Below are 12,968 nucleotides of genomic sequence, written 5' to 3'. Positions count from 1 at the left end.
GTGATTATTGACTAGTCCTGATATAGGTTGACAACTTTTCAGGCATAAAACGCTCGATGTACTTCATCGGGCGTTTTATAGTTTAACGATAAGTGTGGTCGTTTTTCATTATAGAGTTGAATTGATTCTTCTACTAATTTTCTCGCTTGTTCCAAATTACTCGGTTTTATCAGTAGATACTCCATTTTTAATATTCCATTAATTCGCTCCGCTAAGGCATTTTGATAACAATCATACCCATCAGTCATAGAACATTGAATATTATGCTCTTTATGTATCTCCTGATATTCCGAAGAACAATACTGTATCCCTCGATCTGAATGATGGATTAACGAAGTTGTCGAAGTCCGTTTTTTTAACGCCTGAACCAATGATTTCTTCACTGAACTTGTTTTCATATTGTCATCTAAATGATATCCCACGATTTTTCGTGAATATGCATCCGTAATTAAACTCAAATAAGTATCACCTTCATGCGTCGATAAATAGGTAATATCTGCCACCCAAAGCTGTTCTGGTTGTGTGGGGATAAACCCTGACTTAATTAAATTTGGATGCCGATGAAAACGATGATGGCTTAAGGTTGTTCGATGATAAGCCCGTTTATTAGGCACCAGTAACTGATGTTCTTTCAATAAAGAAAATAGTCGATCACGACCAATAACCATCTGTTTTTGTTTTAAAATAAAATGTAATTTATGCCCACCCAGTCGAGGTTGTAAGACTCGTTCAGATTTAACAACGTCAATAATGGCTGAATCGGCTTTCTTTCGTTCCTCAGTTCTATCCAGTCTCTTGTAATAAGCCTGTCGGCTGATCTGCATAAAACGACAAGCAATTGTTACGGTGAGGTTTTTAACCGTTTTTTCTTTAATAACTCGGCTTTGCGCTTTTTTGACAAACGAACTCCAAAGTCTCTATCCATGACTTTAACCACAGCTTCGAAAAAATCGGATTTAAGCCGAGCTTCTTCAAGTTCCTTTTCAAGGATCTTAATGCGTTGTTCCGGCGTTTGTTGTTCAGAAGATTGGGTCATAGCTGAACCTCTATAAAAAGTATCAGGGGTACCGTTTGACCAATCTAACCTACCATGCTTACGAAGCCAAACTAAAACAGTAGAGCATCCTTGTATACCATAGTGATCTTGAGCTTGTTTATAGGTTAATTCGCCTTTTTCAACTTGGTCAACAAGCTGTAATTTAAAAGCGAGAGAATAATCGCGTTGAGTTCGTTTAGTGATTGGTTTCATTACACTCTCCAATTTCAGATTGGAAAAGTGTCAACCTTATTTAGGATGGGTCATATTAAGCAAAAAAAGAGCCTTTAAAGGCTCTTTTTTATTGCATTATTTTTCAACTTCACCAATTCCATTAGGATCAGGTGTGTCAGGTAATTTCTTTTTTTCTGATGAGCTAAATCCGCTGGATAATGTATTAATTAGCGTACTTTTTTTCATCGAAATAATGGCTTCTTGCGCTGGTTTTAACCAAGACGCAGGTTTTGGCTCTTTGGGTTGTTCTGTTGGTGGTACAACTTTTGGCGGTTCTGGTTGTATAGGTTTTTCTGTTTGTGGTTTTAATAGAGTGCTTGGTGCCACAAGTTGAATATCAGCAGGTAGTAAAGGTAATTGTTGCTGTAATGCTCTAACAGTCGAGGGATGAGGATGTCCGATAGCAATGGCGGAGCCATTTTTCCGCGCTAAAGCAATAGCGCGGGCAAGTTGTTGGCGAGTCTCAGCTTCTGTTTGTACGTTATCGAGAAAAATATGGCGACGCAAAGATGGAACTCCTGCGGCTTTCGCTGCAATAGCAGCTTGTGTATTACCGATGGTCACACTATCTAAAAAATAGAGATTAGAGTGATTAAGCGCTTTAATAACCCTATCCATTGCTTGTCTATCTGATGTCATTGCACTACCCATATGGTTATTCATACCGACAGCGTAAGGAACATTACTAATAGCATGTTGAATAATACGATTAATTTCGTTCTGATCCATAGAGGGCTTTAGGGTATCGCGCTCTAGAGGTTGTTTACTAATTGGTGCCATTGGCATATGGATCAGAATTTCACGCCCTTGTGCATGGGCTTTAGTTGCTACTTCCTTGCCATGAGGTGAGTCAGGCAAAATAGCGATAGAAACTGCAGTAGGAAGCTGTAAAATTTGGTTATCTTCTTTTTTACGATAACCAAAATCATCAATCACAATGGCTAATTTGGCTGCAAATGCAGGAGTGCTCACAACCAGACTTAGCAACATTAAACTAAGTAAAAAAGAGTGCTTGCGTTGTAATGTGCCAAGTAATTTCAAACCTACCTCCCAAGCCAAGGAACAGGGTTCACTGCTTTTCCTTGACGTCTAATTTCAAAATAGAGTGCAGAACGCTCTTGTCCACCACTGTTACCAACTAAAGCAATAGATTGGCCTGCTTTAACCTGTTGGCCAACATTCACTAAAGCACTTTGGTTGTAACCATAAAGGCTCATATCACCTTTACCATGTTCAACCACGACGACCAAACCATAACCTTGAAGCCAATCTGCTAATAATACACGTCCATCAGCAATGGCTTTTACTTCCGTACCTTGTGCTGCTGGTATCACAATTCCTTTCCAGCGTAATTCGCCAGAGCCAGAAATAGACTCACCAAAACGGTGTAATAAAGAGCCCTTGATAGGCCAAATAGCTTGTCCCGCAGGTTTACCTAAACCACCAGTACGTGACATTAATGATTGCTCTTCAGCTGTTGGTTTATAGGTTGAACCACGCTGTTGGGCTTCTCGTTGTTTGGCTACAATCCGTGCGGCTTCTCGGGCTTCACGTTCTGCTCGTGCTTTGGCTTCTCGTTCAGCTTGAGCAATTTTATTTCTTAATTGAGCTTCATTAGCTCGCATGGTGGCTAAGTTTTTCTGATCTGCTTTTAAAGTTGATTCAAGTTGGGTTAGCGTTTTTTGTCGAGCAGCTAATGCATTATCGAGTTTTTGTTTTTCTTGCTGTTGTTTAGTGAGAACCTGCTTTTGCTCATTCTGTTTTGCTTGCTGCGTTGCTTTTTCTGCTTCTAGCTCTTTTGATGTTTGAGCAAGCTCCGCCATTGTTTCTTTGCGAGCATCATTAATATAGCTGTAATACGCTAAGATACGCTCTTCACGCTGACCTTCTTCGCCACGAAATAAGAGCTCAATACCTTGGTGTTTACCTTGGCGATACGCAGCATCCATTTGACGCGCTAATAACTCTTGCTGTGATTGATACTGTTTTTGTAAGCGAGCAATATTTGAGGTAATGGTTTTTATCTCTTTACCCAATGTTTGTAGGCGATTTTGGGTTTCATGCACAGCTCGACCTGCACTAGAAATTTGAGTTTCTTGTGTTTTTAATTGACTAAGAAGGGCCGTGCGTTGTTTTTGTTGTTCTTGAACCTGTTTTTCTTTTTCTGCAATCGTGGTTTGTAGATCTTTTAGCTGATTGCGGTTATCCGTTAATGTGTTAGCAAAAACAGGAGGGGCAGAAAAAAGAGAGGTGCTAATAAGCAACGTGATTAACGGTAAAGAAAATACACGATAAGACGGATGTGTTTTTTTTTGAAGATCCATTTTCTTTGCCATCTGACCAACGTACCTTTCATAACAGTTTGTAAGATTATTCCATGCCACCAAACAACTGACCAGCTAACACGAAATAAAGCCGAAATTTCAGATAATACCTAACAGGTAATCTATTCAATTAATAAGAGATTATAAAGCAATAATCATAGGAGAGAGGAAAAAAGAGGGATCCTGTGTGACAGCGCAATAGAATATCACGCTGCCCACGAGAGAGATTATTCGACGATAGTACCCCAAAGATCATATTCGTCTGCATGTTCAATAAGAACACGAACGATTTGTCCCGGTTCTACATCAAATTGCTCATTGAGGTAAACAGCACCATCAATCTCAGGCGCATCGGCCATACTACGACCAATTGCACCTTCCTCATCCACTTCATCAATCATAACAAGCAACACTTTGCCGATTTTCTCTTGTAGGCGTTCAGTCGAAATTTGTTGCTGTAATTGCATAAAGCGATGATAACGTTCTTCTTTCACTTCTTCAGGTACTTGATCGGCTAATTCATTTGCTTTCGCACCATCAACAGGGCTGTATTTAAAGCAACCAACGCGATCAAGACGTGCTTCGCGGAGGAAATCCAATAGCATTTGGAAATCTTCTTCTGTTTCACCTGGGAAACCAACAATAAAGGTAGAACGTAAGGTTAACTCAGGGCAAATTTCACGCCAGCGTTTTACTCGCTCTAATGTACGTTCAACCGCACCAGGGCGTTTCATCAATTTTAAAATTTTAGGGCTGGCATGCTGAAGTGGAATATCTAAATAAGGTAGAATTTTACCTTCTGCCATTAAAGGAATGACATCATCAACATGTGGATATGGATAAACATAATGTAAGCGAACCCAAATACCTAGTTTTGCCAGTTGCTCACATAAACTGACCATACTGGTTTTAACAGGTATTCCATCCCAAAAACCCGTTTGATGTTTAGTATCAACACCATAAGCAGAAGTATCTTGAGAGATAACAAGTAACTCTTTTACTCCTGCATTAACTAATCTTTTAGCTTCACCTAAGACTTCACCAATTGGACGACTGTCTAAATCGCCTCGCATTGATGGGATGATGCAGAAAGTACAACGGTGATTACAACCTTCAGAGATCTTTAAATACGCGTAATGACGAGGCGTTAATTTTACACCCTGTTCAGGAACAAGGCTGAGAAACGGGTTGTGATCAGGTTTTGGCACATAGTGATGGATATGAGATAAAACTTGTTCGTAACTATGAGGTCCCGTGATTTCGAGTACTTTAGGGTGAACTTCACGAATTTGGTTCTCTTTTGCACCTAAACAGCCAGTAACAATGACTTTACCGTTTTCATCGAGTGCTTCACCAATCGCTTCTAGCGATTCTTGTACTGCGCTGTCAATAAATCCACAGGTGTTGACGATGACTAAATCAGCATCATTATAGGTAGGAACAACTTGATAACCTTCTGTACGCAGTTCGGTTAGGATACGTTCAGAGTCCACTAAATTTTTAGGACAACCTAATGAAACGAATCCAATTTTAGGCACTTGATTTGTTTGCGACATGCTCGTGTTCTCAATACTTTTAAATAAATAACAGATAGTTGTTGTATCTCAGACAGGTATAAATCTTACGTAATATGGGCGATTTTATACGTAAGTAGCCACTATTAGGGATGCTGATTTATTAATAGCTTGCCTGAAGAGAGTTCCTGTAGAGTAAAAAGGTAAGGCCTTTTCAATTCATCATTTTTCACGGAACCGGCGCTAATGGTACATAAATCCGTCAATAAAAAAAATGATTGTTGAGAAACTTTCCGCAAAAATAGAAAGAGAAAAGCAGGAATAGGCTGTAATTGCGCCATGACAAAGGTATACTTTGGCTCTTTGATACTATTTTTAACCAACGAGAGTGATTGCATCCTATGCTGCAAGAAGTAATGCAATTTTTCAACCGGCACACCCTGTTAAGCTTTGTTTGGGTAGCGTTGCTGGTGGCGGTCATTGTATTGACCTTTAAAGGGCTTTTTTCTAAGACGAAAAATATTTCCCGTACAGAAGCGATTTCTTTGATAAACAAAGAGAATGCGGTGTGTGTTGATATCCGTAGCCGTGATGAATTCCGTAAAGGACACATCATTGATTCTATCAATTTAACGCCTTCTGAAATCAAAAATAATAATATTGCTGAGCTGGAGAAATATAAATCACAGCCAGTTATTGTTGTGTCACCATCAGGTATTGAAGGTGCAAAACCTGCAGAAAGCCTAATTAAACTCGGTTTTGAAAAAGTCTTTATCTTAAAAGATGGTCTTTCAGGCTGGAGTGGTGAGAATTTACCACTGGCTAAAGGTAAAAAGTAACGAGCGGGCAGATTGAGTTCTATACTTACTGCTATTCAATTAATAAGGATATAAAAAGGTAAGATTATTATGTCAGAACAGCAAAACCAAGAGATGACTTTTCAAATTCAACGTATCTATACAAAAGATATCTCTTTTGAAGCGCCTAATGCCCCACAAGTTTTCCAAAAAGAGTGGCAACCAGAAGTTAAATTAGATCTGGATACTTCTTCTAATACTTTAGCTGAAAACGTCTATGAAGTTATTCTGCGCGTTACTGTAACCGCAACAATGGATAACGAAACTGCATTCCTGTGTGAAGTTCAACAAGCAGGTATCTTTACCGTTGAAGGTATCGAAGGCACTCAACTGGCACATTGCTTAGGTGCATATTGCCCTAACGTTCTGTTCCCTTACGCTCGTGAATGTATCACTAACTTAGTTAGCCGTGGTACTTTCCCACAACTGAACTTAGCGCCTGTTAACTTTGATGCGTTGTTTATGAACTATTTACAACAGCAACAAACTGATGCTGCTAATGAAGGGGCTGAAGAAGCTTAATGAACGCTTCTATGACAGTTATCGGTGCCGGTTCATACGGCACCGCTTTAGCGATTACCTTAGCGCGCAATGGTCACGACGTCGTACTTTGGGGTCATGATCCTGAGCATGTTGCTGCGTTAGAACAAGCTCGCTGTAATCAGGCATTTCTGCCCGATGTTTCCTTTCCTGATAGTTTATACATGGAAGCTTCTTTGCAAAAAGCCATTGAAGCCAGCCGTAATATTCTTGTTGTGATCCCAAGCCATGTTTTTGGTGATGTATTACAACAGATCAAACCCTTTTTACGTCAGGATGCACGTGTTGTTTGGGCGACAAAAGGACTTGAGGCACATACTGGTCGCTTGTTGCAAGATGTAGCGCGTGAAGTATTAGGTAATGAAATCCCGCTAGCAGTTTTATCAGGCCCTACTTTTGCTAAAGAGCTTGCCGCTGGTTTGCCTACTGCGATTTCTGTGGCATCAACGGATAATACGTTCTCTGAAGAGCTTCAACAGCTTTTCCATTGTGGCAAAAGTTTCCGTGTTTATAAAAACCCTGACTTTATCGGTGTGCAATTAGGTGGCGCGGTAAAAAACGTGATTGCGATTGGTGCGGGTATGTCTGATGGTATGGGTTTTGGTGCGAATGCGCGTACAGCGCTGATCACCCGTGGACTTGCCGAGATGAGCCGCTTAGGTAAAGCATTAGGAGCGGATGCTGCTACGTTTATGGGAATGGCGGGGTTAGGTGATTTAGTTTTAACCTGTACCGATAACCAATCTCGTAATCGTCGATTCGGTATGATGCTAGGTCAAGGCTTTGATGTTGATACTGCCCAAGAGAAAATCGGGCAGGTCGTTGAAGGTTATCGCAATACCAAAGAGGTTCGTGCATTAGCTGAGCAAGTTGGTGTTGAAATGCCTATCACAGAGCAGATCTACCAAATTTTATACCAGCATAAAGATGCTAAAGAAGCGGCATTATCTTTATTAGGCCGTGCAACGAAAGATGAGATAGACAGTAATCTTTTCTAAGTCTATTTTAGATAGTTATTTATTTCTGTTTTAAACATAAGAAGCCTAAGTTTTTACTTAGGCTTCAATGTAAAAAGAATGAGAGTGAGTATGTCGCTAGAAGAACTAAAAAGAGTCTGGGATCATATTAAAGATGAAGCAAGATGTTTGGCAGATTGCGAGCCAATTTTGGCGAGTTTCTTCCATGCGACATTACTCAAGCATGAAAATTTAGGTAGTGCCTTAAGCTATATGCTGGCGAACAAGCTAGCAACCCAAACTATGCCTGCGATTGCTGTTCGTGAGATTGTTGAAGAGGCATATCGTAGTGATGACTCAATGATTGAGTCTGCGGCTTACGATATTTCAGCAGTTCGTTTACGCGATCCCGCAGTTGATAAATACTCTACACCTCTGCTTTATCTAAAAGGTTTTCATGCCTTACAAGCTTATCGCATAGCACATTGGTTATGGGGACAAGATCGTAAAGCACTTGCCATTTACCTACAAAACCAGATTTCTGTCACTTTTGGTGTCGATATTCACCCAGCCGCTCGCATTGGTCATGGCATTATGCTTGATCACGCCACAGGTATTGTGATTGGTGAAACCGCTATCGTTGAGAATGACGTTTCTATCCTACAATCTGTCACTCTAGGAGGAACAGGTAAAACCTGTGGCGATCGCCATCCTAAAGTGCGCGAAGGTGTAATGATTGGAGCAGGTGCTAAAATACTCGGCAATATTGAGATTGGCCGCGGTGCTAAAATTGGTGCTGGTTCTGTGGTATTACATGAAGTACCAGCACACACCACTGTTGCAGGAGTTCCTGCCCGTATTGTCGGTAAACCCACTAGTGATAAGCCTTCACTCGATATGGATCAACACTTTAATGGTGTGGTGCCTGGTTTTGAATGTGGTGATGGCATTTAATGGCTTTAACTGAAGTTACACTCTCTGAACTTAAGGCTTGTTTACATGCTGAATATATCGGTGATAACAAGCCTTTTAGTTGGATAAGACTTTTTCATCGCGTCTTTTTCTGCCAGCGTTCGCGTTATCTTTTTTGGTGGCGTGTCGCCCAATTCTTTTATTTCTCTAAAAATCGTTTTCTTAAAAAACTTGGTATTCGTATCGGTGCTAAAAATAATCGTAAATACTGCAACGATATCTCACTAAGAACACGCATAGGTAAAGGCTTTTCATTACCTCATCCCATAGGGATCGTACTGACTAATTACTGCCAACTAGGTGAGAATGTGACATTAATGCAAGGTGTCACCATTGGAGTAAAAGAAAAAGATGGCAAAGCAGATATTCGAGTTGGCAACCATGTTTATATTGGCTGTAATTCTTCGATTATCGGCGGAGAGATAGAAATAGGTGATAACGCTGTGATTGGTGCTCACGCATTGGTATTGAAGGATGTGGGGGAAGGGTGCAGGTATATTAATAAGATAGTAGTAAATATAAATTAAGGTACTTTAATAGTACCTATTCAAGTTAGATAGAAAGTAGAGTATTTAAAATTAATCTATCAGGTTTTAAATAATTATTATAATAATGATAGTTTTTTTCCATCATTTCATACCTAAGTTCTTTATCATTCACGAGGTTATTAACAGATTGATATAATTCTTCTACATTTTCAAATGGAAGATAATTATTAAAATCTCCTGGAACGATATATTCTAAAGGTTCCGATATTATAGCTCGTGAAGATGCAACAAACTCCCCAAATCGCCATCCCGTGGATTGATGTAAACCAGTTGATGTAATACATATTTCATGATTTTTCATTATATTAATAAAATGTCTGCGATGAGTTTGTGTTTTAGGTAAAATAAAATTAGGAGCAATTTTTCTAGAATACTCAATATCATTAATACCAATAGTAGATATTTCTTTAAAATTCTCATTTAACATATTTAAAGCATCAATTCTAAATCTATTGAGTTTTTTTATTTCATTATATTTTTCTATTTCTATATGTCCACTCCCCTTTAATTGAGACACACCAAATTAGAGTTTTCTAACTGTTGACGATAGGCCTCCGGTGGGAGGTGATTTAAACTTTCGTGAGTTCGATTTTGGTTATAATCTTGCTGCCAAAACCATGCTAATTCTCGCACTTGGCTTAACGATTCAAATAAATACGCATTTAAAAATTCACGTCGAAACGAGCCATTAAAACGTTCGATAAACCCATTTTGTTGCGGTTTTCCCGGTTGAATATGGCATAGCGATATTTGGTTATCTTCACAGTAATTCAATAAGTTAACTGAAATAAGTTCAGGCCCATTATCGACTCGGATCTGCTTTGGTAACCCTCTTTCAGCTTTTAAACGCTCAAGCACCCTGATGAGGCGTTCCGCAGGCAATGATGTATCAATCTCAATCGCCAAGCATTCACGCGTTCCTTCATCAATAATGTTGAGGGTTCTAAAGCGTTTGCCGCAATATAAACTGTCGTGCATAAAATCCAATGCCCATTGAATATTTGGGACTTTTTCAATCACTAATGGTCTTTTTTCACGCTTCGGAAGTACTTTTTTAACCCGTCGTTTCAGATTCAATCCTAATCGACAATAAACGCGATAAACTCGTTTATGATTAAAAGGATAGCCTTGAAATCTCAGTCGGAAATAACATTTCCAGAATCCTGATTGTGGCGATTTCGTTAAAACGGATTGTATGGCATCGATGACGATTTTATCTTTCTCTCGCCAATTTTGAGTCTTCCGATAAAACGAAGCGCGAGGTAGCGATGTGAGTTTACACGCTTTAATGACTGATAAGCCCGCCTCTTTTAATGATTGAGTGCAGGATTTCTTTTCAGCCACTACCAACCCTTTTTTGCGAAAAGCTCCTTCATTGCATGGTTTTCAAGGCTAACTTCCGCAAAGAGCTTTTTCAGTTTCGCGTTTTCATCTTCAAGCTCTTTTAATCGTTTAACATCATTAGCTTCCATGCCACCATACTTTGATTTCCAGTTATAGTAAGTGGCATTGCTGATCCCATTTTGGCGGCAAATATCTTCCACTTTCATCCCTGAATCAGCGAGTTTTAAAATATTAACGATTTGAGTTTCAGTAAAACGGGCTTTTTTCATCATGACCTCTGCAAATTTTAGGCAGAAAATCTAATTATAGCTGTCTTATTTTAGGGGAAGTGGACATATACAGCTAGAGTCTTCAGAAATAACTTCTGGTTCCCATAATCGGGTTAAAAATAAAACTCTGGGATTGTTTGATACTTTTGGTATGGTTTCGAGGTCATAATGCCTTACAATTTCTTTACCCAATATTCTCCGAATGTTTCCCAATAAATTATCCACTACTCCATATACGGGTTTTATCTCATAGTTAAATCCAAGAGGCCTACATTTTGGAAATTTGTTAGCAAGTTTTTCAGAGTAACTTCTTTTAAAATATAAATCACACCAATCATAATCAGGAATAGAAAAAAAATTTCTTTCAATATGATCACCATCATTTGCGTCATAAACTATTTTTTTTCCATCAACATTGGCCCTTAATATATGCTGAGCACCAGTAATATTATTATTTATATTTGATATTTTTATAATGTTATACTTTTTTAAAAGCAAGAATCCATATATATACTGACTAATATGATGAGAATATTTAAATGATAAGGTTACATTATGCATTTTATAGCCTTTGGCCATTGTTTTTAGGTAAGTTAATCAAATTTTATGTAATAAAAAAGCGTTTATCTAGAGGAAGATAAAACGCTTTAAAAATTATTGACTAATAGTAAATCAATCTTTTAATAACGCACCAGGATAACCAAGTTGGCGCCATGCTTCAAAAACCACAACAGCCACAGTATTTGACAGGTTCATGCTACGGCTATCAGCAAGCATTGGAACTCTGATTTTCTGCTGTGTCGGCATATTATCCAACACATAAGGCGGTAAACCACGAGTTTCAGGTCCAAAAAGGAGATAATCTCCATCTTGATAGCTAACATTGCTATGTGCTGGTGTTCCTTTTGTCGTTAACGCAAATACTCGTACACCTGTCGGTGATTGTGCATTATCAGGGTTTAAACCTTCACTTTCTAAAAAAGCGTAGTAATCGTGATGCTGCTTAATATCAGCAAACTCACGATAATCAAGCCCTGCACGACGTAGACGTTTATCATCCCAAGTAAAACCCAATGGTTGGATTAGATGAAGATGAAAGCCTGTATTAGCACACAGGCGGATAATATTACCCGTATTCGGTGGAATTTCGGGTTCAAATAAGACGATATTGAGCATATAAAATAGATTTAGTCGTTACCAAAGAGGTCACGAGTATAAACTTTTTCTTCAACGTCGTTTAGCACTGATGACATTCTATTGGTAATAATAACATCAGAGATTGATTTAAATTCATTTAAATCACGAACTAATTTTGAATTAAAGAAGGTTTCTTCTTTCATCTCTGGCTCATAAATTACCACTTCAATTCCTTTGGCTTTAATGCGTTTCATAATGCCTTGGATAGAAGAAGAACGGAAATTATCAGAACCAGACTTCATAATTAAACGATAAACACCCACAATTTTCGGTGATTTAGCGATAATTGAGTCTGCAATAAAGTCTTTACGTGTGCGGTTAGCTTCAACGATGGCACTAATAATATTATTAGGGACAGAGTCGTAGTTTGCTAATAACTGTTTAGTATCTTTTGGTAAGCAGTAACCACCATAACCAAACGATGGATTATTATAATGATTGCCGATACGGGGATCTAAACAGACGCCCTCGATGATTTGTTTTGAGTTCAAACCGTAAGATTCTGCATAGCTATCAAGCTCATTAAAGTAAGCAACACGGAGCGCTAAATAAGTATTCGCAAATAATTTAATAGCCTCTGCTTCTGTTGAATCCGTGAACAGAACATCAATGTCTTTCTTTAATGCGCCTTGTTGTAAAAGGTCAGCAAATTTTTGTGCTCTTTCTGATTGTTCACCAATCACAATACGAGATGGGTATAAGTTATCGTAAAGCGCACGACCTTCACGTAAGAATTCAGGTGAGAAAATAATATTATCTGTATTATATTTCTCTCTCATTTCTTTGGTAAAACCAACAGGAATGGTTGATTTAATAATCATTGTCGTGCTTGGATTATATTCTAAAACATCACGGATAACAGACTCTACAGAAGAGGTGTTAAAGTAATTTGTTTTAGGATCGTAATCGGTAGGTGTTGCAATGATAACGAAATCAGCATCTTTATAAGCAAATTCTTTATCTAAGGTTGCAGTAAAATCGAGCTCTTTGGTTGCTAAAAACTCTTCAATTTCTTTATCTGTAATTGGAGAGATTTTTTTGTTAAGCAATTCAACTTTTTCTTTATTGATATCTAACGCAACGACTTTGTTGTGTTGGGAAAGAAGTATTCCGTTAGATAGACCGACATAGCCGGTTCCTGAGATGGTGATTTTCATAATTAATTAGAACCATATAA

General features: G+C 38.5%; 14 protein-coding genes. 5 read left to right on the top strand and 9 right to left on the bottom strand.

Translation table 11 applies throughout. From position 1 onward, the window contains the following. Positions 1 to 38: 38 nt before the first annotated feature. From GTK47_RS01955 to rimO, 4 genes are all read right to left on the bottom strand, one after another. Positions 39 to 1,249, bottom strand: a protein-coding gene (locus tag GTK47_RS01955; RefSeq protein WP_165121959.1) for an IS3 family transposase whose coding sequence is annotated in 2 segments (ribosomal slippage) — positions 39 to 907 and positions 907 to 1,249 — 1,212 coding nt in all. Because the reading frame shifts where the segments join, the coding sequence is not laid out codon by codon here. Between the two features lie 96 nt (positions 1,250 to 1,345). Continuing rightward, positions 1,346 to 2,260: a divergent polysaccharide deacetylase family protein gene (locus GTK47_RS01950; RefSeq protein ID WP_241256097.1), complete on the bottom strand. Its 915-nt coding sequence runs from the start codon at positions 2,258 to 2,260 to the stop codon at positions 1,346 to 1,348. 53 nt (positions 2,261 to 2,313) lie between these two features. Continuing rightward, positions 2,314 to 3,606 (bottom strand): murein hydrolase activator EnvC, encoded by a 1,293-nt coding sequence (envC, locus tag GTK47_RS01945; RefSeq protein ID WP_165121957.1) that lies wholly within the window; start codon positions 3,604 to 3,606, stop codon positions 2,314 to 2,316. Between the two features lie 215 nt (positions 3,607 to 3,821). Then, complete coding sequence (gene rimO / locus GTK47_RS01940) at positions 3,822 to 5,150, bottom strand: 30S ribosomal protein S12 methylthiotransferase RimO (RefSeq protein WP_165121956.1); 1,329 nt, start codon at positions 5,148 to 5,150, stop codon at positions 3,822 to 3,824. 359 nt (positions 5,151 to 5,509) lie between these two features. On the opposite strand from rimO, the gene GTK47_RS01935 reads away from it, so the two are divergent. The 5 genes from GTK47_RS01935 to GTK47_RS01915 all read left to right on the top strand — a co-directional run bounded on the left by GTK47_RS01935 (position 5,510) and on the right by GTK47_RS01915 (position 8,960). Beyond that, positions 5,510 to 5,947, top strand: a complete 438-nt coding sequence (locus GTK47_RS01935) for a rhodanese-like domain-containing protein (RefSeq protein WP_023583406.1) — start codon at positions 5,510 to 5,512, stop codon at positions 5,945 to 5,947. Positions 5,948 to 6,016: 69 nt separating this feature from the next. Continuing rightward, on the top strand, positions 6,017 to 6,487 hold the full coding sequence (secB, locus tag GTK47_RS01930) for a protein-export chaperone SecB (protein ID WP_006534205.1): 471 nt from the start codon (positions 6,017 to 6,019) through the stop codon (positions 6,485 to 6,487). Next, entirely contained in the window at positions 6,487 to 7,503 is a 1,017-nt protein-coding gene (gene gpsA / locus GTK47_RS01925; protein WP_088494106.1) for an NAD(P)H-dependent glycerol-3-phosphate dehydrogenase, read from the top strand. The genes secB and gpsA overlap by 1 nt, the downstream gene beginning before the upstream one ends. A 90-nt stretch (positions 7,504 to 7,593) precedes the next feature. Beyond that, on the top strand, positions 7,594 to 8,415 hold the full coding sequence (gene cysE / locus GTK47_RS01920; RefSeq protein WP_165121955.1) for a serine O-acetyltransferase: 822 nt from the start codon (positions 7,594 to 7,596) through the stop codon (positions 8,413 to 8,415). Next, on the top strand, positions 8,415 to 8,960 hold the full coding sequence (locus GTK47_RS01915; RefSeq protein ID WP_165121954.1) for a serine acetyltransferase: 546 nt from the start codon (positions 8,415 to 8,417) through the stop codon (positions 8,958 to 8,960). Before cysE ends, GTK47_RS01915 begins: the two co-directional genes overlap by 1 nt. Before the next feature lie 25 nt (positions 8,961 to 8,985). Here GTK47_RS01915 and GTK47_RS01910 read toward each other — a convergent pair whose 3' ends face one another. From GTK47_RS01910 to GTK47_RS01890, 5 genes are all read right to left on the bottom strand, one after another. Continuing rightward, positions 8,986 to 9,498, bottom strand: a complete 513-nt coding sequence (locus GTK47_RS01910) for a hypothetical protein (RefSeq protein ID WP_165121953.1) — start codon at positions 9,496 to 9,498, stop codon at positions 8,986 to 8,988. Next, a protein-coding gene (locus tag GTK47_RS01905; RefSeq protein WP_226538046.1) for an IS3 family transposase occupies positions 9,486 to 10,594 on the bottom strand; the annotation gives its coding sequence in 2 pieces (ribosomal slippage) (positions 9,486 to 10,342 and positions 10,342 to 10,594; 1,110 coding nt in all). The genes GTK47_RS01910 and GTK47_RS01905 overlap by 13 nt, the downstream gene beginning before the upstream one ends. Before the next feature lie 45 nt (positions 10,595 to 10,639). Next, positions 10,640 to 11,155 carry a hypothetical protein gene (locus GTK47_RS01900; protein ID WP_165121952.1) on the bottom strand — a complete coding sequence of 172 codons (516 nt, stop codon included), beginning with the start codon at positions 11,153 to 11,155 and terminating at the stop codon, positions 10,640 to 10,642. Positions 11,156 to 11,266: 111 nt separating this feature from the next. Continuing rightward, the gene (gene trmL / locus GTK47_RS01895; protein WP_165121951.1) at positions 11,267 to 11,770 is read right to left on the bottom strand and encodes a tRNA (uridine(34)/cytosine(34)/5-carboxymethylaminomethyluridine(34)-2'-O)-methyltransferase TrmL; all 504 of its coding nucleotides are present in this window, start codon (positions 11,768 to 11,770) and stop codon (positions 11,267 to 11,269) included. 11 nt (positions 11,771 to 11,781) lie between these two features. Beyond that, complete coding sequence (locus GTK47_RS01890) at positions 11,782 to 12,948, bottom strand: nucleotide sugar dehydrogenase (RefSeq protein WP_165121950.1); 1,167 nt, start codon at positions 12,946 to 12,948, stop codon at positions 11,782 to 11,784. Positions 12,949 to 12,968 lie beyond the last annotated feature (20 nt).

It is taken from the genome of Proteus sp. ZN5 (genome assembly GCF_011046025.1).
Lineage (GTDB): Bacteria > Pseudomonadota > Gammaproteobacteria > Enterobacterales > Enterobacteriaceae > Proteus.
The sequence above is the reverse complement of the archived record's forward strand: the minus strand, read 5'-3'. Positions and strand labels throughout refer to the sequence as shown.